General features: G+C 70.8%; 16 protein-coding genes. 6 read left to right on the forward strand and 10 right to left on the reverse strand.

Features of this window, described 5'->3' with window-relative positions; all coding sequences use genetic code 11:
* The first annotated feature begins 145 nt into the window (after positions 1-145).
* The 4 genes from C3492_RS27905 to C3492_RS27920 all read left to right on the forward strand — a co-directional run bounded on the left by C3492_RS27905 (position 146) and on the right by C3492_RS27920 (position 4,850).
* A complete protein-coding gene (locus C3492_RS27905; RefSeq protein ID WP_103815212.1) occupies positions 146-1,471 on the forward strand; it encodes a DUF2252 domain-containing protein in 1,326 nt (441 codons plus the stop codon).
* Positions 1,472-1,539: 68 nt separating this feature from the next.
* Positions 1,540-2,220 carry a hypothetical protein gene (locus tag C3492_RS27910; RefSeq protein ID WP_103815214.1) on the forward strand — a complete coding sequence of 227 codons (681 nt, stop codon included), beginning with the start codon at positions 1,540-1,542 and terminating at the stop codon, positions 2,218-2,220.
* A gap of 66 nt (positions 2,221-2,286) precedes the next feature.
* Complete coding sequence (locus tag C3492_RS27915; RefSeq protein WP_103815216.1) at positions 2,287-3,099, forward strand: thioredoxin domain-containing protein; 813 nt, start codon at positions 2,287-2,289, stop codon at positions 3,097-3,099.
* An 80-nt stretch (positions 3,100-3,179) separates the two neighbouring features.
* Complete coding sequence (locus C3492_RS27920; RefSeq protein WP_103815218.1) at positions 3,180-4,850, forward strand: alkaline phosphatase; 1,671 nt, start codon at positions 3,180-3,182, stop codon at positions 4,848-4,850.
* A 4-nt stretch (positions 4,851-4,854) separates the two neighbouring features.
* Here C3492_RS27920 and C3492_RS27925 read toward each other — a convergent pair whose 3' ends face one another.
* Positions 4,855-5,427 (reverse strand): dienelactone hydrolase family protein, encoded by a 573-nt coding sequence (locus C3492_RS27925; protein ID WP_103815220.1) that lies wholly within the window; start codon positions 5,425-5,427, stop codon positions 4,855-4,857.
* A 105-nt stretch (positions 5,428-5,532) separates the two neighbouring features.
* Between C3492_RS27925 and C3492_RS27930 the strand changes: the two genes are divergently transcribed.
* Positions 5,533-6,639, forward strand: coding sequence for a mechanosensitive ion channel family protein (locus C3492_RS27930; protein ID WP_103815222.1), 1,107 nt, complete (start codon positions 5,533-5,535; stop codon positions 6,637-6,639).
* Positions 6,640-6,708: 69 nt separating this feature from the next.
* Here the strand turns inward: C3492_RS27930 and C3492_RS27935 are convergent, their stop codons facing one another.
* The 5 genes from C3492_RS27935 to C3492_RS27955 all read right to left on the reverse strand — a co-directional run bounded on the left by C3492_RS27935 (position 6,709) and on the right by C3492_RS27955 (position 11,943).
* Complete coding sequence (locus C3492_RS27935; protein ID WP_103815223.1) at positions 6,709-8,295, reverse strand: Na+/H+ antiporter; 1,587 nt, start codon at positions 8,293-8,295, stop codon at positions 6,709-6,711.
* A 132-nt stretch (positions 8,296-8,427) separates the two neighbouring features.
* On the reverse strand, positions 8,428-8,901 hold the full coding sequence (locus C3492_RS27940) for a GNAT family N-acetyltransferase (protein ID WP_103815225.1): 474 nt from the start codon (positions 8,899-8,901) through the stop codon (positions 8,428-8,430).
* On the reverse strand, positions 8,892-9,836 hold the full coding sequence (locus tag C3492_RS27945; protein WP_103815227.1) for an RluA family pseudouridine synthase: 945 nt from the start codon (positions 9,834-9,836) through the stop codon (positions 8,892-8,894). The genes C3492_RS27940 and C3492_RS27945 overlap by 10 nt, the downstream gene beginning before the upstream one ends.
* Before the next feature lie 69 nt (positions 9,837-9,905).
* On the reverse strand, positions 9,906-10,556 hold the full coding sequence (gene lspA / locus C3492_RS27950; protein WP_103815229.1) for a signal peptidase II: 651 nt from the start codon (positions 10,554-10,556) through the stop codon (positions 9,906-9,908).
* Positions 10,557-10,623: 67 nt separating this feature from the next.
* Entirely contained in the window at positions 10,624-11,943 is a 1,320-nt protein-coding gene (locus C3492_RS27955) for a TraR/DksA family transcriptional regulator (protein ID WP_103815231.1), read from the reverse strand.
* 604 nt (positions 11,944-12,547) lie between these two features.
* Between C3492_RS27955 and ileS the strand changes: the two genes are divergently transcribed.
* A complete protein-coding gene (gene ileS, locus C3492_RS27960) occupies positions 12,548-15,691 on the forward strand; it encodes an isoleucine--tRNA ligase (protein WP_103815233.1) in 3,144 nt (1,047 codons plus the stop codon).
* Positions 15,692-15,857: 166 nt separating this feature from the next.
* On the opposite strand, the gene C3492_RS27965 is transcribed toward ileS, so the two are convergent.
* The 4 genes from C3492_RS27965 to C3492_RS27980 all read right to left on the reverse strand — a co-directional run bounded on the left by C3492_RS27965 (position 15,858) and on the right by C3492_RS27980 (position 18,883).
* Positions 15,858-16,988 carry a DivIVA domain-containing protein gene (locus C3492_RS27965; protein WP_181140583.1) on the reverse strand — a complete coding sequence of 377 codons (1,131 nt, stop codon included), beginning with the start codon at positions 16,986-16,988 and terminating at the stop codon, positions 15,858-15,860.
* A gap of 54 nt (positions 16,989-17,042) precedes the next feature.
* On the reverse strand, positions 17,043-17,333 hold the full coding sequence (locus C3492_RS27970; protein WP_059248823.1) for a YggT family protein: 291 nt from the start codon (positions 17,331-17,333) through the stop codon (positions 17,043-17,045).
* Between the two features lie 60 nt (positions 17,334-17,393).
* Complete coding sequence (locus tag C3492_RS27975; RefSeq protein WP_030642042.1) at positions 17,394-18,035, reverse strand: cell division protein SepF; 642 nt, start codon at positions 18,033-18,035, stop codon at positions 17,394-17,396.
* A 128-nt stretch (positions 18,036-18,163) separates the two neighbouring features.
* Positions 18,164-18,883, reverse strand: a complete 720-nt coding sequence (locus tag C3492_RS27980; RefSeq protein WP_103815235.1) for a YggS family pyridoxal phosphate-dependent enzyme — start codon at positions 18,881-18,883, stop codon at positions 18,164-18,166.
* Positions 18,884-18,889: the final 6 nt, after the last annotated feature.

Here is an 18,889-nt window from a genome sequence, read left to right on the forward strand (position 1 = left end):
CACTGACAACGAGATGAAGACTTGGCGCGAAGCGGCCCCGATGTCGGGTGGTGGCCGGGTGACGGCGGGCACTCCCGCGTACCTTCGTGCGTTGGGTACGGCAGAAACGCTGTCGTACAGGTCACGCACCAGGAGGCACCCCGCGATGTCGGTCCCCCAGCTCGACGAGGAGCAGCGCGGCGAGGAGATCCTCGCCGTCTTCGACACCGCCTTCGGCCGGCTCCTGGCCGCCGACCCGGCCGCGTTCCGGGTGAAGTTCCGGAAGATGGCGGCCTCGGCCTTCGCCTTCTACCGGGGCACGGCGGCCCTCTTCTACCACGACCTCGACGCCGAGAAGCGCGGCGGCCCGTACCTGGACGAGCGCACCTCGCGCGTGTGGATCCACGGCGATCTGCACGCCGAGAACTTCGGCACGTACATGGACTCCAACGGCCGCCTGGTCTTCAACGTCAACGACTTCGACGAGGCCTACGTCGGCCCGTTCACCTGGGACCTGAAGCGCTTCTCGGCGTCGGTCGCCCTCATCGGGTACGCGAAGGCCCTCAGCGACGCGCAGATCACCGAGCTGGTGACGGTCTACGCCGCCGCCTACCGCGAGCGCATCCACGCCCTGGCCACGGGGGCCAAGCGGGACGAGGTGCCGCCGTTCACGCTGGACACCGCGCAGGGCCCGCTGCTGGACGCGCTGCGTGACGCCCGCTCGCTGACCCGCTTCGGCCTGCTGGACTCGATGACCGAGATCCGCGACTTCGAGCGCCGCTTCGCACCGGGCGGCGGCTCCATCGAGCTGGACGCGGCGACCCGCTACAAGGTCCTGGCGGCCTTCGACGGCTATCTGGAGACGCTGCCGGACTCCTCCCTGGCCCGCCCGGACTCGTACCGGGTGAAGGACGTCGTGGGCCGCCGGGGCATCGGCATCGGCTCCGCCGGCCTGCCGTCGTACAACATCCTCCTGGAGGGCCACAGCGACGCCCTGGAGAACGATGTCGTGATCTACATCAAGCAGGCCCAGACCCCGGCCGTCTCCCGGCACATCACGGATCCGGCCATCGCGGACTACTTCCGGCACGAGGGCCACCGCACGGTGATCTCCCAGCGCGCCCTCCAGGCGCACGCCGACCCGTGGCTCGGCTGGACCGAGCTGGACGGCGCCGGCCAGCTGGTCGCCGAGGTCTCGCCGTACGCCGTGGACCTGGACTGGGACGACATCGACGACCCGGAGGAGATCGCGGCCGTCGTCGCCGACCTGGGCCGGGCCACCGCGACCATGCACGCGGCGGCGGACGACACCTCCGGCGAGTCCCTGGTGCCGTTCTCCACCGAGCGGGCCATCGACGCGGCGCTCGCGGCCGACGAGGAGGGCTTCGCGCCCCTGCTGGTGGACTTCGCGCACAGCTACGGCGCACGCGCGCGTGCCGACCACCAGATCTTCGTCGACCTGTTCCGCAACGGCCGGATTCCGGGGCTGTAACCTTCACGGATTCACAGGCACCCTTTAGGGGTCCCTTACCGGCGTACGTGACAGACTCTCCTTTTGCTATGGACATATCCGGGACCCAGCTCAGAGCCGTGCGCGCGGCGCTGTTCACGGCCTTCGTCGTGACGCTCAGCACCGCGTCGCACGTGCTGCTGTCCCGTGTTCCGCTGCCGCCCGCGACGGTGGGCGCGGTCGCCGCCGGGGTGTTCGTCACCGCGTACGCGCTGGCGGGCCGTGAGCGCGGCTTCGGCCGGATCGCGGCCCTGCTGATCCCGCTGGAGCTGACCGCCGACACGGTGTTCACCACCGGCCAGCACGCCTGCTACGGCCGCGCGGGCGGTCCGGTCGCCGGTCCGCTGCGCGCGGTCGGCCTGGACGTGCTGTGCGAGGGCCGGGTGGGCACCCCGCTGACCCAGATGGCCGGTGGTCCCGGCCATTCCGGGGCGCTGCTCGCCCACGCCGGTCCGGCCACCGCCTGGCTGCTGCTCGCTGCGCACATCGGTGTGGGGCTGCTCGCCGCCGCCTGGCTGCGCCGGGGCGAGCGGGCGCTGACCCAGTTGCTGCGGGCGGTCGCCGCCACCACGTTCCGGCCGCTGCTGCTGGCGGTGGCCGCGGTCGCCGCACGGCCGCTGCCGGCCCGCCGGCTGCCCCGCCCGGCCCCGCGCCGCGCCGCCGCCCGCGACCGGCTCCTCACGCACTCCCTGGGACGGCGTGGACCGCCGTGCTCCCCGGCATTCGCCTGAGCACGACCAGTCCCCCACACGTATTCCGCGTACAGCGTGTGCGCGTCCCACATGGAGATCACCAATATGAGCAAGCGGAACAGCCAGGCGGCGAAGACGGCGGCCCGGGAGCGGCTGCGCCAGGAGCGCGAGCGGCAGGCCAAGCGCGACAAGGCCAGGCGGCAGCTCATCGTGGCCGCCTCGGTCGTGGCCGTCCTGGCCGCGGCCGGCGGCATCGGCTACGCCGTCGTGCAGAACAACAAGCCCGCCTACTGGGAGGCCGCGAAGGACGACAAGCTCGTCGAGCCGGCCAACACCTCGGGCACGGACGGCACGACGATCGTCCTCGGCAAGAGCAGCGCCAAGAAGACCCTGGTGATGTACGAGGACCCGCGCTGCCCGGTCTGCGCCGAGTTCGAGCAGGTGGTCGGCCCGACCGTCAAGAAGGACCTCGACGCGGGCAAGTTCAAGATCCAGTACGTCGGTGCGACCTTCCTCGACAAGAACCTGACCGGTGAGGGCTCCAAGAACGCGCTCAGCGCTCTGGGCGCCGCGCTCAACGTCAGCCCCGAGGCCTTCCTGGAGTACAAGACCGCGATGTACTCCAAGAAGTGGCACCCCGAGGAGACCACCGACAAGTTCAAGGACGACAGCTACCTGATCGAGATCGCTGACACGGTCCCCGCGCTGAAGGGCAACGCGGCGTTCCAGAAGGCCGTGAAGGACGGCACCTACGACAGGTGGGCGCTGGAGGAGTCCAAGCTCTTCGACAGGGACGGCATCTCGGGCACCCCGACCCTGAAGATGGACGGCAAGACCCTGACGGGCTCCGACGGCAAGAACGCGCCCATGTCGGTCGCCGAGTTCAACACCGCGCTGGAGGCGGCCCTCAAGGGCTGAGCCGACCGGCAGTCAAAGAGCGGGCGAACTTTTGCGAGTTCGCCCGCTCTCGCGCGTACCGATCAGTAACCTGATCGTCCGTGACCAGTCGATACAGATCATCCGAGGCATCCCAGAACCTCGGTTCGCTTTCGCCCCGCCGCCGTTCGGTCGTCAAGGCCGCGGCGGCGACCGCTGTCCTGGCCGGCCCGCTGGCCGCCGCGGCGTCGGCCCGCGCCGCCACGGACGCCCCCGCCTTCCTGCACGGTGTCGCCTCCGGCGACCCGCTGCCCGACGGTGTGCTGCTGTGGACCCGGGTGACCCCGGTCCCGGAGGCGATACCGGGTTCGGGGCTCGGCCCGGACACCGAGGTCAGCTGGATCGTCGCCAGGGACAAGGCGTTCACCAGCGTCGTCGCCAAGGGCTCCACCACCGCGACGGCCGCCTCCGACCACACCGTGAAGGCCGACATCCGCGGCCTGGAGCCGGCCACCGACTACTGGTTCCGCTTCTCGGCCGGCGGCACCGACTCCCCGGTGGCGCGCACCCGCACCGCGCCGGCGGCGGACGCTGACGTCTCCTCCCTGCGCTTCGGCGTGGTCTCCTGCGCCAACTGGGAGGCCGGCTACTTCTCCGCCTACCGCCACCTCGCGGCCCGCAACGACCTCGACGCCTGGCTCCATCTCGGCGACTACATCTACGAGTACAAGTCCGGGGAGTACGGGACCCGGGGCGAGGTCGTACGCCCGCACGCGCCGGCCAACGAGATCCTCACCCTCGCCGACTACCGGATCCGGCACGCCAGGTACAAGACCGACCCCGACCTCCAGGCCCTGCACCTGAAGGCGCCGGTCGTCGCGATCTGGGACGACCACGAGTTCGCCGACAACGCCTGGTCGGGCGGCGCCGTCAACCACACCGAGGGCGCCGAGGGCACCTGGGCGGCCCGTCAGGCCGCCGCGAAGCAGGCGTACTTCGAGTGGATGCCGGTCCGCCCGGCCGTCGCGGGCACCACCTACCGCCGGCTGCGCTTCGGCAAGCTCGCCGACCTCTCCCTGCTGGACCTGCGCTCCTTCCGCTCCCAGCAGGCGTCCACGGCCAGCGGCTCGGTGGACGACCCGGACCGCACGCTCACCGGGCGCGCCCAGCTCGACTGGCTGAAGGCCGGTCTGAAGGCCTCCGACACCAGGTGGCGGCTGGTCGGCAACTCGGTGATGATCTCGCCGTTCTCCTTCGGCTCCCTCTCCGCCGACCTGTTCAAGCCGCTCGCCAAGCTGCTCGGACTGCCGCAGGAGGGCATCGCCGCCAACACGGACCAGTGGGACGGCTACACCGACGACCGCCGTGAACTGCTGGCCCACCTGCGCTCCAACGCCATCGGCAACACCGTCTTCCTGACCGGTGACATCCACATGGCGTGGGCCAACGACGTCCCGGTGGACGCGGGCACCTACCCGCTGTCCGCGTCGGCGGCCACCGAGTTCGTGGTGACCTCGGTGACCTCCGACAACCTGGACGACATCGTGAAGGTCCCCGAGGGCACGGTCTCGGCGATCGCCGCGCCGGTCATCAAGGCCGCCAACCGGCACGTCCACTGGGTGGACACCGACCGGCACGGCTACGGCGTGCTCGACATCACAGCCGACCGCGCGCAGATGGACTACTACGTGCTGTCCGACCGCACCGACGCGAACGCCACCTCCACCTGGGTGCGTTCCTACCGCACCCGCAGCGGCACACAGAAGGTCGAGCGGACCTACGACCCGGTGTGACCGCTCAGCCCAGCGATTCGAGGAAGCCGAGCGCCACCCGCCAGGTGGCCTCGGCGGCCTCCGCGTCGTAGTCCGGCAGCTCGGGGTCGGTGTAGAGGTGCCCGGCCCCGGCGTACCGGTAGACCTCCACATCGGCGCCCGCCCGGCCCATCTGCAGGTACCAGGCGCTCAGCCAGTCGTCCGTCTCGAACGGGTCCGGTTCGGCCACGTGCAGCTGCACGGGCAGCTCGTCCACGTGCGCGTTCGGCGCGATGTCCGACGTGCCGTGCAGGAGCAGCAGCCCGCGCGCCTTGTCGTCGCCGAGGGCCAGGGTCTGGGCGACGGAGGCGCCGAGCGAGAACCCCGCGTACACCAGCCCGCGGTCCGAGTACGGCGCCGCCGCCAGCACGGCCCGCTTGAGCAGTTCCTCCTTGCCGATCCGCTCCTTGAACTCCATGCCGTCCTCGACGGTGTCGAACGTACGCCCCTCGAAGAGGTCCGGCGTCCACACCTCGTGGCCCGCCGCGCGCAGCCGGTCCGCGGCCTCGCGCACCGCGGGCCTGAGCCCGTAGGTCGAGTGAAAGAGCATGATGTTCATGAGGCCATGGTGCCAGCCGGCTACGGCAGTGCCGGTGCCGCCGTACCCAGGAACGCGCCGAACTCACATGTTCATGCCCTGCGCCCGCCGGTTAGGAGCGGAGGCATGGAGAACGTACTCCGCCCCCTGATCGTGCTCGGCGGCACGGTGCTGCTGACCCTGGCCATCGGCTGGGGCACCGACCGGCTGCTGTGCAAGGCCGACGAACGCGACCACGACACCCCTCTGTGGGGGCTGCTGCGCCGTGCCCGCATCCCCTACCAGCTCGTCCTGTGCACCGCTCTGCTGCGCGGCTCGTACGACCAGGCGAAGCTGCTGGAGCGACACCTGGTCGGCATCGGACGGACACTGACGCTTGTGCTGATCGGATCGGTCGCCTGGCTGCTGATCCGGATCGCCGCGGCGATCGTCGAGACCACCTACTCCCGCTACGCCCGCGTCCATCGCGACGCGGCACGGGTGCGCCGGGTGCGCACACAGGTGGAGTTGATCATGCGGGTGGTGTCCGCGATCGTCATCGTCGTGGCCGTCTCGTCGATGCTGCTGACGTTCCCGGCGATGCGCGCGGCGGGCGCCTCCCTGCTGGCGTCGGCGGGCATCATCGCCGCCATCGCCGGTGTCGCCGCCCAGTCGACGCTTTCCAACATGTTCGCCGGGCTGCAGATCGCCTTCGGCGACATGGTGCGCATCGGCGACACCGTCGTGGTCGACGGCGAGTGGGGCACGGTCGAGGAGATCACCCTCACCTTCCTGACCGTACGGACCTGGGACGAGCGCCGGATCACCATGCCGGTGTCGTACTTCACCTCCAAACCCTTCGAGAACTGGTCCCGTGGCACACCGCAGATGACCGGGATCGTCTACTGGCATCTCGACCACAGCGCGCCGATCGAGGCGATGCGCGAGAAGCTGCGGGACATCCTGCGCGCGTGCCCGGCCTGGGACGGCCGTGCGTGCAACCTCCAGGTGACGGACACCACGCCGAACACCATCCAGGTGCGCGCGCTGGTGACGGCGAAGGACGCCGACGACATCTGGACGGTGCGGGTCGCGGTCCGCGAGCAGATGATCAGCTGGCTGTCGGCGGAGCACCCCTACGCGCTGCCCCGGGTGAACACCGCGGATTCGGTGCTGCCGCCGTCCCGTGTCCCGTCCCCCGACCGCGCGTCCCTGCGCCGGGCCTACGAGTTCCCGCGCACCGGCCGGGGCTGACCGGCCACCGGCCGGGACCGACCCGTCACCGGCCGGGACCCGCCGCCCGCGCCGCTCAATGCGCGGCACTCACCGCAGGCTCCGCACGTCGAGATGCCGAAGCACCCGGTCCACGATCTCCGGGTCCGCTCCCGGCTCGCTGCGCGCCGCCAGTACCTCGTGGCGCGCCGCGCTCAGCATCTCGTTCTGGATGCGCCGCACCCGCTTCAGCCGCTTGGCCCGCTGGTGATGGGCCTCCCGCCGCTCCTCCTCCCCCATGTCCGGGCTGATCCGGATCCCGATGTCGAAGGCCCGCCGCAGCATCTGCTCGGAGAGCTCCTCGGGCAGCTCCTCCACCTGCTCGATCTCCCGCAGCCGCCGCTTCGCGGCCTTCGCCGCCCGCACCGCCAGCTCCTTCTCGAACTCCTTCTCCCGCTCGGAGTCGGCCTGCACCCCGAGCCGCTTCACCAGCCACGGAAGCGTCAGCCCCTGCACGACCAGCGTGGCGACGATCACCCCGAAGGCGATGAAGACGATCTCGTCCCGGTCGGGGAACGGCGCCCCGGCGTCCGTCTTGAGCGGCACGGCCAGCGCCAGCGCCACCGAGGCCACCCCGCGCATCCCGGACCACCACATGACGACGGTCTCCCGCCAGCTCACCGGGATCTCCTCGTCGTAGTCCCGGCGGGCGTGCAGCCGTTTGGTCAGCCAGGTCGCCGGCAGCAGCCACAGCAGCCGTACGACGACCACCACGCCCACGACGGCCGCCGCCCAGCCGAGCATCTCGCCCCACCGCCCCTGGGCCGTGCGGATGGCGTTGTGCAGCTCCAGGCCGATGAGTCCGAAGGCGACGCCGGTGACGAGCGTGTCGATGATGTCCCAGAAGGTGTGGCCGGCGAGCCGGGTCATCACGTCGTCGGCGTCGGTGGCGTACTCGGCGAGGAACAGCGCCGTGGTGAGCACCGCGAGCACCCCGGAGCCGTGCAGCTTCTCGGCGAGCACATAGGAGGCGTACGGCACGAGCAGGGTCATGCCGATCTGCAGGGTGGGATCGCCGAGCAGGTCCATCAGCTTGTTCGCGCCCCAGCCCAGAGCCAGACCGACGGCCACCGCGACGACGGCGGACAGCACCAGGTCGAGACCCGCCCGCCAGGGCGAGAACGTACCGCTCACGGCCGCGGCGATGGCCACGTGGTACAGCACGATGGCGGTGACGTCGTTGAAGAGGCCCTCGCCCTCCAGGATCGACACCAGGCGGCGCGGCAGCCCCAGCTGTCCGGCGACGCTGGTGGCGGCGACCGGGTCGGGCGGAGCGATCAGGGCGCCCAGCGCGACGGCGGCGGCGATGGGCAGTCCCGGCACGATGGCGTTGGCGACGAACGCGACGCACACCGTCGTGACGAACACCAGGGCCACGGCCAGCAGGAAGATCGGCCGGAGGTTGGCCGCGAACTGCCGCCAGGAGGTCCGGCGTACGGCGGCGTAGAGCAGCGGTGGCAGCAGCCCGGGCAGGATCAGATCCGGTGGGATGTCCACGTTGGGCACGAATTCGGCCACGGCCAGAACCCCGCCGAACAGGGTCATCAACACCGGCGCCGGCACCCCGAACCGGTCCCCCACCGGGACGCTCACCAGGGCCCCGAGCAGCAGTACGAACAACAGAGCCAGCTGGTCCACGGACGGCGCTCCGGGAGTCGACGATCACACGGCAGACCTCAAGCCTGCCATGACGCCCACGGCCCGGCGTACCGATGCCCTGACGGCCGCGCACCCGGGCGGAGAGCCGCGCGACCGGCGGCGGCTCCCCGGCTACAGGGCCCGGCGCATCGCCCGGTGGGGTATGCCCGCGTCCGGGAACTCCGGGCCGTACGCCTCGTAGCCGAGCCGCTCGTAGAAACCCAGGGCGTGGGTCTGCGCGTGCAGGTCCACGGCCGTGAGGCCACGCGCGCGGGCCGCGTCCTCGATGGCGCGCACCAGGGCCGCGCCGACGCCGAGCCCACGGGCCGCCCGGGAGACGGCTAGCCGGCCCAGCGAGCCCACCGCCGGGTCCCCGCCGGTCTTGGCGGCCGCCGCCTCGCCGTGCAGCAGGCGCCCGGTGCCCAGCGGCACCCCGTCCTCGCGGACCGCCAGCACATGCACGGCCACGGCGTCGTAGGCGTCGTACTCGATGTCCTCGGCCACGCCCTGCTCGGCCACGAAGACCTCCTTGCGGACCGCGAAGCAGGCCTCGCGGTCGGCGGGGTCCTCGGCGACCCGGACGCTGTAGGCGGTGCTCACGCCCATGTCTCCTCCCGGACCTGGTCGAGGGCCTTCTGCAGGTCCTCGGGGTAGTCGCTCTCGAACTCCACCCAGGAGCCGTCGCCGGGGTGCTCGAAGCCGAGGCGTACGGCGTGCAGCCACTGGCGGGTCAGGCGCAGCCGCTTGGCGAGGGTGGGGTCGGCGCCGTACGTGAGGTCGCCGACGCACGGGTGGCGGTGGGCGGCCATGTGGACACGGATCTGGTGGGTGCGGCCCGTCTCCAGCTTGACGTCCAGCAGGGAGGCGGCGCGGAACGCCTCGATCAGGTCGTAGTGGGTCACGGAGGGCTTGCCGTCGGCCGTGACCGCCCACTTGTAGTCGTGGTTCGGGTGCCGGCCGATCGGGGCGTCGATGGTCCCGCTCGTCGGGTCCGGGTGGCCCTGGACCAGGGTGTGGTAGCGCTTGTCGACCGTGCGCTCCTTGAACTGGCGCTTGAGCGACGTGTACGCCCGCTCCGACTTGGCGACCACCATCAGGCCCGACGTACCGACGTCCAGACGGTGCACGATGCCCTGGCGCTCCGCGGCGCCGGAGGTGGAGATCCGGTACCCGGCGGCGGCGAGACCGCCGATGACGGTCGGGCCGGACCAGCCCGGCGACGGGTGCGCGGCCACGCCGACCGGCTTGACGATCACGACCACGTCATCGTCGTCGTGCACGATCTCCATGCCCTCGACCGGCTCGGCGACCACCTGCACCGGCGCGGGCGCCTGCGGCATCTCGACCTCCAGCCAGGCGCCGCCGCGCACCCGCTCGGACTTGCCGACCACCGCGCCGTCGACCTGGACCTTGCCGGCCGCGGCCAGCTCCGCCGCCTTCGTGCGGGAGAAGCCGAACATCCGGGAGATGGCGGCGTCGACGCGCTCGCCCTCCAGGCCGTCGGGCACGGGCAGGGTACGGATCTCGGGAATCGTGCTCACCCGTCGAGTATGCCGGACGGGCCGGAAGGCTCCGCACGAGCCTGTGGAAAACCCGGACGGACCCCGGGATCAGTCCTTGTGGACCGTGCCGTCGGGGTCCAGACCGCGGAAGGACAGCAGCACGATCAGGATGCCGCCGCACACGATGGCCGAGTCGGCGAGGTTGAACACCGCGAACCCCTTGGGCGCGATGAAGTCCACCACCTCGCCCTCGAAGACGCCCGGCGCCCGGAAGATCCGGTCGGTGAGGTTGCCGAGCGCGCCGCCGAGCAGCAGGCCGAGCGCGACCGCCCAGGGGAAGCTGTACAGCTTGCGGGCCAGGCGGATGATCACGACGATCACGGCCGCGGCGATCAGAGTGAAGATCACCGTGAAGGCCGCGCCGAACCCGAAGGCGGCACCCGGGTTCCGGATCGCGTGCAGCTCCAGCAGGTCCCCGACGACCTGGATGGGCGCGTGCCCCTCCAGGCGGGACACGACGAGCATCTTGCTGATCAGGTCGAGGGCGTACGCGAACGCGGCCACCGCGAACAGCACGGCGATCCGGCGCCCGCGGCCGGTCCGCCCCGCCGTGGTCCCCTGCTCGCCCGCGCCGGACGCGCCGGCCTGCCCGGAAGCACCGGCCGCGCCGGTGCCGACGGGTGCTCCGGCCGCCGCCGTGTGCTCGCCGCCGTCGTCCGGGGTGTCCGGCGTACCGATGATCCGCTCCGCCTCTGCCACGTGAGTCCCTCAACCTAGGTGCCTGACTGAGGACGAGACTACGGCACGCCTTGAGGGCCCCTCACGCTCAGGAGCGGCGTTCCTGCTTCTGCTTGCACTCCACGCACAGCGTGGCCCTCGGGAACGCCTGCATCCGGGCCTTCCCGATGGGGTTGCCGCAGTTCTCGCACAGGCCGTAGGTGCCCGCGTCGAGCCGTTCCAGGGCGCGCTCGGTCTGGGTGAGCATCTCGCGCGCGTTGGCGGCCAGCGCCAGCTCGTGCTCGCGCGTGATGTTCTTGGTGCCCGTGTCGGCCTGGTCGTCGCCGGCGCCGTCCCCGGAGTCCCGCATCAGGCCGACCAGGGACGCCTCGGACGAGCTGATCTCCTCCCGCAACCGCTCCAGCTCGGACTGCAGCTCCGCGCGGGCCTCGTCGACCTCCTCCGCGGTCCAGGGATCCTCGCCGGGGCGTACCGCCAGTTCGCCGGGCTCCACCGCGCCGAGCCGCGCCTTGGGAACGGCGGTCTGCTCCGCCGTGGCCGTGCCAGGAGTCTTCTTCGCAACCACCGTCGTGGCTCCCGTCTGCTTCGCGGCCCGCGCCGCGCCCGCGTCCTTGGTCGTGCTCTTGTCAGCCGTCTCCTTCACCGCGGCCTTGTCGGCGGCGGCCTTCCGGGGGGCGGCCTTCTTGGCGACGGCCTTCTTCCCGACCGCTTCTTCGGCGGCCGTTCCCTTGACGGCCGTTTCCTCGGCCGCCGTCTTCTTGACGGCCGTTTCCCTCATCGCCGACTTCTCCGCCGCGGCCGTCTGCCGGGCGGCCGACCTCTTCGTGGCCGTCTTCTTCATCACGGCCTTCTCCGCCACGGCCGCCTTCCCGACCGCCTCCTTCCCGGCCTCCTTCGCGGCCGGCTTCTTGTTGACCGTCCTGCCGGCGGCCGTCCTGTCAGCCGCCGTCGCCCTGGTGGCCGGCTTCTTGGCGACCGCCTTGGTGCCCACGACCTCCTTCGCGGCCGTTTTGTCGGCAGTTTCCTTCACCGCCGCCTTCTTCGCAGCGGCCTTCTTCGCAGCGACCTTCTTCTCGGCCGTCTTCTTCTCAGCCGTCTTCTTCTCAGCCGTCTTCTTCGCGATCTTCCCCGGAGCGGCCGATTCCGTGCCGACGACCGCCTTGGTGCCCACCGCTTTCGTGGCCACCGCCTTGGCAGCCACCGCCTTCGTGGCAGCGGTCTTCGTGGCAGCCGTCTTCGCAGCGCTCTTCGTGGCAGTCACCCTGACGGGCGCCGCCTTCTCGGCCACCGGCTTCCTGGCAGCCGTCTTCGTGGCGGCCGTCCTGCCCGGGGCCGTCTTCGTGGTGGCAGGCCTCGCGCCGGTCTTCCCGGTCGCCGGCTGCTGTACGGCGGTCTTCTTCGCCACCATGGCCGCGACCCCTTCACATATTGTGATCTTGCACGCGAATCGTGCTGGGACGATAAATCGACTTGAGTCCCGCGGCAACGGGGCACACCGCCCGATTCGCCCGCCCGCACCCCCGAGCCACGGGCATGCATCCGTTGTGCCCAGCTCCCCGCCGGGTAATCCGCCGGGCCGGACCCGCACCGGCCCCGGCGCCCGCTCCCCTCGCCATTCGGGTCATACGGCCCGGCCGGCGGACCCCGCCCCCGCCGCGCGGAAAACCGGTCCGCCGCTGTCCGCGCGGAGCCGTACACTGGGCGGAGCGAGAAGCGTGGATGGGGACGAGTAGCGGCGTACGCAGCCCAGAGCGACCCGGGGACGGTGTGAGCCCGGGGGCGAGCGCGACGTGAAGATCACCCCGGAGCCGCCGGAAGAAAGCCGCAGCCGCAGGGCGACGGCGAGTAGAACCGGCTTCGCGACCCCAATGAGGGGGCTCACCGGCGCGTACGACGTGGCGGGGAGCCAAGGAGGGTGGTACCGCGGGAGCGCGCCGCACACGGCGTAGACAGGAACGAAGGCTCTCGTCCCTCCGACGGAAGGCAGCAAGTCCGTTGGAGGATGCTCGCAGATGACAGCGCCGACGTACCGCCAGGTGCCCGCACAGGTCGACCTGCCCGCTCTTGAGCACGCCGTGCTCGACTTCTGGCGCGAGCAGAAGATCTTCGCCAAGAGCCTGGAGCAGTCCGAGGGCCGCCCGGAATGGGTGTTCTACGAGGGCCCGCCCACCGCGAACGGCATGCCCGGCGCCCACCACATCGAGGCCCGCGTCTTCAAGGACGTCTTCCCCCGCTTCCGCACCATGCGCGGCTACCACGTGGCCCGCAAGGCTGGCTGGGACTGCCACGGCCTGCCCGTCGAGCTGGCCGTCGAGAAGGAGCTGGGCTTCTCCGGCAAGCCGGACATCGAGGCGTACGGCATCGCCGAGTTCAACGCCAAGTGCCGCGAGTCCGTGACCCGGCACACCGACGCGTTCACCGAGCTGACGACCCGCATGGGCTACTGGGTCGACCTGGACGACGCCTATCGGACCATGGACCCCGACTACGTGCAGTCGGTGTGGTGGTCGCTGAAGCAGATCTTCGACAAGGGTCTGCTCACCCAGGACTACCGGGTCGCCCCCTGGTGCCCGCGCTGCGGCACCGGCCTGTCCGACCACGAGCTGGCGCAGGGCTACGAGACGGTCGTCGACCCGTCGGTGTACGTCCGTTTCCCGCTCACCTCCGGTCCGCTCGCCGGCCAGGCAGCGCTCCTGGTGTGGACGACGACCCCCTGGACCCTGGTGTCCAACACGGCGGTCGCCGCTCACCCGGAGGTGACCTACGTGGTCGCCACCGACGGCGAGGAGAAGCTCGTGGTCGCCGAGCCGCTCCTCGCCAAGGCGCTCGGCGAGGGCTGGGAGACCACGGGCCAGACCTTCACCGGCGCCGAGATGGAGCGCTGGACGTATCAACGTCCGTTCGAGCTGGTGGAGTTCCCGGAGCCGGCGCACTTCGTCGTGAACGCCGAGTACGTCACCACCGACGACGGTACGGGTCTGGTCCACCAGTCCCCGGCCTTCGGTGAGGACGACCTCAAGGTCTGCCGCTCCTACGGCCTGCCGGTCGTGAACCCGGTCCGCCCGGACGGCACCTTCGACGAGGGCGTCCCGCTGGTAGGCGGCGTCTTCTTCAAGAAGGCGGACGAAAAGCTCACCGAGGACCTGAACCAGCGCGGCCTGCTGTTCAAGCACCTGCCGTACGAACACAGCTACCCGCACTGCTGGCGCTGCCACACCGCGCTGCTCTACTACGCGCAGCCCTCCTGGTACATCCGCACCACGGCCATCAAGGACCGGCTCATCCAGGAGAACGAGAAGACCAACTGGTTCCCGGAGACGGTCAAGCACGGCCGGTACGGCGACTGGCTGAACAACAACATCGACTGGGCGCTGTCCCGCAACCGCTACTGGGGCACCCCGCTGCCGATCTGGCGCTGCGAGGAGGAGCACCTCACCTGCGTCGGCTCCCTCACCGAGCTGAGCGAGCTGACCGGCACCGACCAGTCGGGCCTCGACCCGCACCGCCCGTACATCGACGAGGTCACCTTCGCCTGCCCGCACGAGGGCTGCGGCGCGACGGCCACGCGCGTGCCGGAGGTCATCGATGCCTGGTACGACTCGGGCTCGATGCCGTTCGCGCAGTGGGGCTACCCGTACAAGAACAAGGAGCTGTTCGAGAGCCGGTACCCGGCGCAGTTCATCTCCGAGGCGATCGACCAGACCCGTGGCTGGTTCTACACGCTGATGGCCGTCGGCACGCTCGTCTTCGACAAGTCGTCGTACGAGAACGTCGTCTGCCTGGGCCACATCCTGGCCGAGGACGGCCGCAAGATGTCCAAGCACCTGGGCAACATCCTGCAGCCGATCCCGCTCATGGACCAGCACGGCGCGGACGCGGTGCGCTGGTTCATGGCGGCCGGCGGCTCTCCGTGGGCCGCCCGCCGGGTGGGCCACGGCACCATCCAGGAGGTCGTCCGCAAGACGCTGCTGACCTACTGGAACACGGTCGCCTTCCAGGCCCTGTACGCCCGTACGTCGAACTGGGCGCCGTCCGCGGCGGACCCGGCGCCGGCCGAGCGTCCGGTGCTGGACCGCTGGCTGCTCTCCGAGCTGCACGCGCTCACCGACCAGGTGACGCAGGCGCTGGAGGCGTACGACACCCAGCGCGCCGGCAAGCTGCTGTCCGCGTTCGTCGACGACCTGTCGAACTGGTACGTCCGCCGTTCCCGCCGCCGCTTCTGGCAGGGCGACAAGGCCGCGCTGCGCACGCTGCACGAGGTGCTGGAGACGGTCACCAAGCTGATGGCGCCGATCACCCCGTTCATCACCGAGCGGGTGTGGCAGGACCTGGTCGTTCCGGTGACCCCGGGCGCGCCGGAGTCCGTGCACCTGGCCACCTGGCCGGAGGCGGACCTGTCGGCGATCGACCCGGAGCTGTCGAAGCAGATGGTCCTCGTCCGCCGGCTGGTGGAGCTGGGCCGCGCCACGCGCGCGGAGTCCGGTGTCAAGACGCGTCAGCCGCTGTCCCGGGCGCTGATCGCGGCGACCGGGTTCGAGGCCCTGGACCGGGAGCTGCACGCGCAGATCACGGAGGAGCTGAACGTCGAGGGTCTGGCGTCGCTCAGCGAGGTCGGCGGCAGCCTGGTCGACACGACCGCGAAGGCCAACTTCCGGGCGCTCGGCAAGCGGTTCGGCAAGCGGGTGCAGGACGTGGCGAAGGCGATCGCCGCCGCCGACGCCGCCGCGCTGTCCCTCGCCCTGCGTGAGGGCACGGCCTCCGTGGAGGTCGACGGTGAGACGGTCACCCTCGCCCCCGATGAGGTGATCATCACGGAGACCCCGCGCGAGGGCTGGTCGGTGGCCTCCGACTCGGGTGCCACGGTGGCGCTGGACCTGGAGATCACCGAGGAGCTGCGGCAGGCGGGCCTGGCCCGTGACGCGATCCGGCTGATCCAGGAGGCCCGCAAGAACAGCGGGCTGGACGTCGCCGACCGGATCGCGCTGCGCTGGACCTCCACGGACCCGGCCGTGGTGGCGGCCCTCGCCGAGCACGCGGGGCTGATCGCCGAGGAGGTCCTGTCGACCGACTTCGGGCAGGGCGAGGCCGACGACAGCTTCGGCGAGCCGTTCACCGACGAGGGGCTGTCCCTCACGTTCCGGCTGCGCAAGGCGTAAGCGCCGGGCGGTCCGCGAAGGGCCCGGCCTCCTTCGGGGAGGCCGGGCCCTTCCTCGGTTCCGTCCGCACGCAACCCGCGTAAAAAGGGCGGGCCCCCGGGACCGAAGTCCGGGGGCCCGCCCTATCAGACGCTGCCGACGCCGTTGTCGTACTGGTGCCCGGTGCTCAGTTGTCGTCCTCGTCGATCAGGAACCCACGCATCGGCGAGGGAGCCTGACCCATCGGGGACGGGCCCTGCGGGCGGACCGGGGCCATGGGCTGGGTCATGGCCGGGGTCATCTGCTGCTGACCGCCGTAGGACGGGCCGGACGGCGAGGGGTTGCCACCCATCGTCTGGTTGCCGCCGTAGGACGGGGCGCCGGCGCCGGCCGGGGCCATGGAGGGCGCCGGGGACGGCGGCAGGGACGCGGTGGCCGGGGTGCGCGGCGGGGCCAGCGAGTCGTCGGCCTGGGTCTCCAACTGACGGAGCTGCGACTCCAGGTACGACTTCAGGCGCGTGCGGTACTCGCGCTCGAAGCCGCGCAGGTCCTCGACCTTGCGCTCCAGCGTCGCGCGGGCGGACTCCAGGGAGCCCATGGCGACGCGGTGCTTCTCCTGCGCGTCCCGCTCCAGGGCGTCGGCCTTGGCACGGGCGTCACGCTCCAGACCCTCGGCGCGGCTGCGGGCCTCGCCGACGATCTTGTTGGCCTCGGAGCGGGCCTCGGCGATCGCCTGGTCGGCGGTCTGCTGGGCCAGCGAGAGGACACGGGCGGCGCTGTCGCCACCGGGGCCCTGACCGGGACCGCCCATCGGACCGCCCATGGGGCCACCCATGGGACCGCCCATCGGGCCGCCCATCTGCTGCTGCATGGGCGGCTGGCCGCCCATCGGGCCCTGACCCATCGGACCCTGGCCCATCGGGCCGGGACCCTGCGGGCCGCCCTGACCGCCGGGGCCGGCGGGCAGCTGCGGGGCACCGCTCGGCAGCTGGGGCGGACCACCCATGGGGCCACCCATCTGCTGCTGCGGCGGGCCCGATATCCCGGCGGGCACCGGAGCGCCGGGACCTCGCATGCCCTGCTGCTGGTGCTGCTGCTGGTCCTGCTCCGGAGGCTTGCGCGCGTTCTGCTGGTTCTGCGCGGCGGCGCGGGTGGCCGCGGCCAGCTTGGCGCGCAGGTCCTCGTTCTCGCGGAGCAGACGGGTCAGTTCGGCTTCGACCTCGTCGAGGAAGGCATCGACCTCGTCCTCGTCATAGCCTTCTCGGAGGCGGACGGTCGTGAACTGCTTGTTCCGCACGTCCTCGGGGGTCAACGGCATCTCTTCACCTCAACGTAGTCATCGGCAGTCGGCAAGACCGGATCGTCCCCACCCTCATCTCACGAAGCTCTGCGCGATGGAGATGAGAATGTAGACGATGATCATCAGTACGAAGAAGGACAGGTCGAGCGCCACGCCCCCGAGACGCAGCGGCGGGATGAACCGCCGCAGAAGCTTCAGCGGTGGATCGGTGACAGTGTAGGTGGCCTCCAGTACGACCACCATCGCCTTGCCGGGTTGCCACGAGCGGGCGAACTGGAAAACGTAGTCCATGACCAGCCGGAAGATGAGCACGACGAGGAACACCATCAGCGCGATGTAGATCACCTGCGCGAACACGCTCATGGCCTGTGGTTCCCTCTCCCCTGTTCCGTGCTCTTCCGTGCTTCGATCCGGTCGTACGTCTCAGCTCTGGTTGAAGAACCCGCCCTCTGCGATGCGGGCCTTGTCCTCCGCCGTGACATCGACGTTAGCAGGAGACAACAGGAACACCTTCTGCGTCACCCGCTCGATGCTGCCGTGAAGACCAAACACCAAACCAGCCGCAAAGTCGACAAGTCGCTTGGCATCTGTGTCATCCATCTCAGTCAGATTCATGATCACCGGGGTGCCCTCACGGAAGTGTTCCCCGATGGTACGGGCCTCGTTGTAGGTCCGCGGGTGAAGCGTGGTGATCCGGTAAGGCTCTCGTTCCGACACGACCTTGGGCATGATCACCGGCGCGTTCTTCTCCAGGGACTGACGTTCTTGTGTGATGGATGCCACGGGCGCGATCCGCGCCGGACGTCCGGATTCCGCGGCGAGCGAAGTCGAACGGGCCACCGGTTCGCGAGGCGCGGGCGGTTGTACGATTCGCACCTCTTCGTCCCTTTGGGACTGATGTGCACCGTGCGACTGGTGCGACGGCTCGTGCCGTCGGTGGTCCCGCTCGGGCTCCGGGTCCAACTCGGGCTCGAAGTCGTCGTCGGGGTCGAATCCGCGGCCGTCGTACCCATCGTCCTCCACGAGGCCGAGGTAGACCGCCATCTTGCGCATCGCGCCGGCCATGCTCTGAGTCCTCCGCTCTGTGGTGGATCGACTGACGACTGCCAAATGCCCGCGATCCACGTGGTCGTTGTGCCCGCCTTGGCGCGCACTGACCATATTTTCTGCTGTGGTCCGACTTCCTGGCGACGTTACCCGAGCCTGGGGCGGACTCCGAGTACCGCGGTGCCGACGCGCACATGTGTCGCCCCGGCGGCCACGGCCTGTTCGAGGTCCGCGCTCATCCCTGCCGACACCATGGTTGCAGCCGGATGGGCTCGGCGCAGGTCAGTCGACAAAACCACCAGGCGCTCGAACGCCGCCTGTTCGCGTCCCGCGTACTCCCCGGTGAGCGGAGCGACGGTCATCAGTCCGTCGAGCCGCAGCCCGGGCGCCTCGGCGACGAGGTCGGCCAACTCTTCGATTCCTTCCGGGGCCACGCCACCGCGGTCGCCCCTGCCGCTCGCGCCGGCGTCGAACGCGACCTGGATGAGACAGCCCACCTCGCGCTCCGCCCGCACCGCCTCCTTCGACAGCGCGGCGACGAGCCGGGAACGGTCGACGGACTGCACGACATCGGCGTAACCGACCACGGAACGCACCTTGTTGGTCTGCAACTGACCGACAAAGTGCCACTTCAGGGGCAGATCCGCGCAGGCCGCGGCCTTCGGGGCCGCGTCCTGGTCGCGGTTCTCGGCGACATGGCGCACACCGAGTTCCGACAGGATCCGCACATCGCTCGCCGGGTAGGTCTTGGTGACCACGATCAGGGTCACCTCCTCCCGCGCGCGCCCGGCCGCCGCGCACGCGGCGGCGATGCGCTCCTCCACCCTCGCCAGGTTCGCGGCGAGTTCGGTCTTACGGTCCGTCATGCCCCA

The organism is Streptomyces sp. Ru62, from assembly GCF_002920615.1.
Lineage (GTDB): Bacteria > Actinomycetota > Actinomycetes > Streptomycetales > Streptomycetaceae > Streptomyces.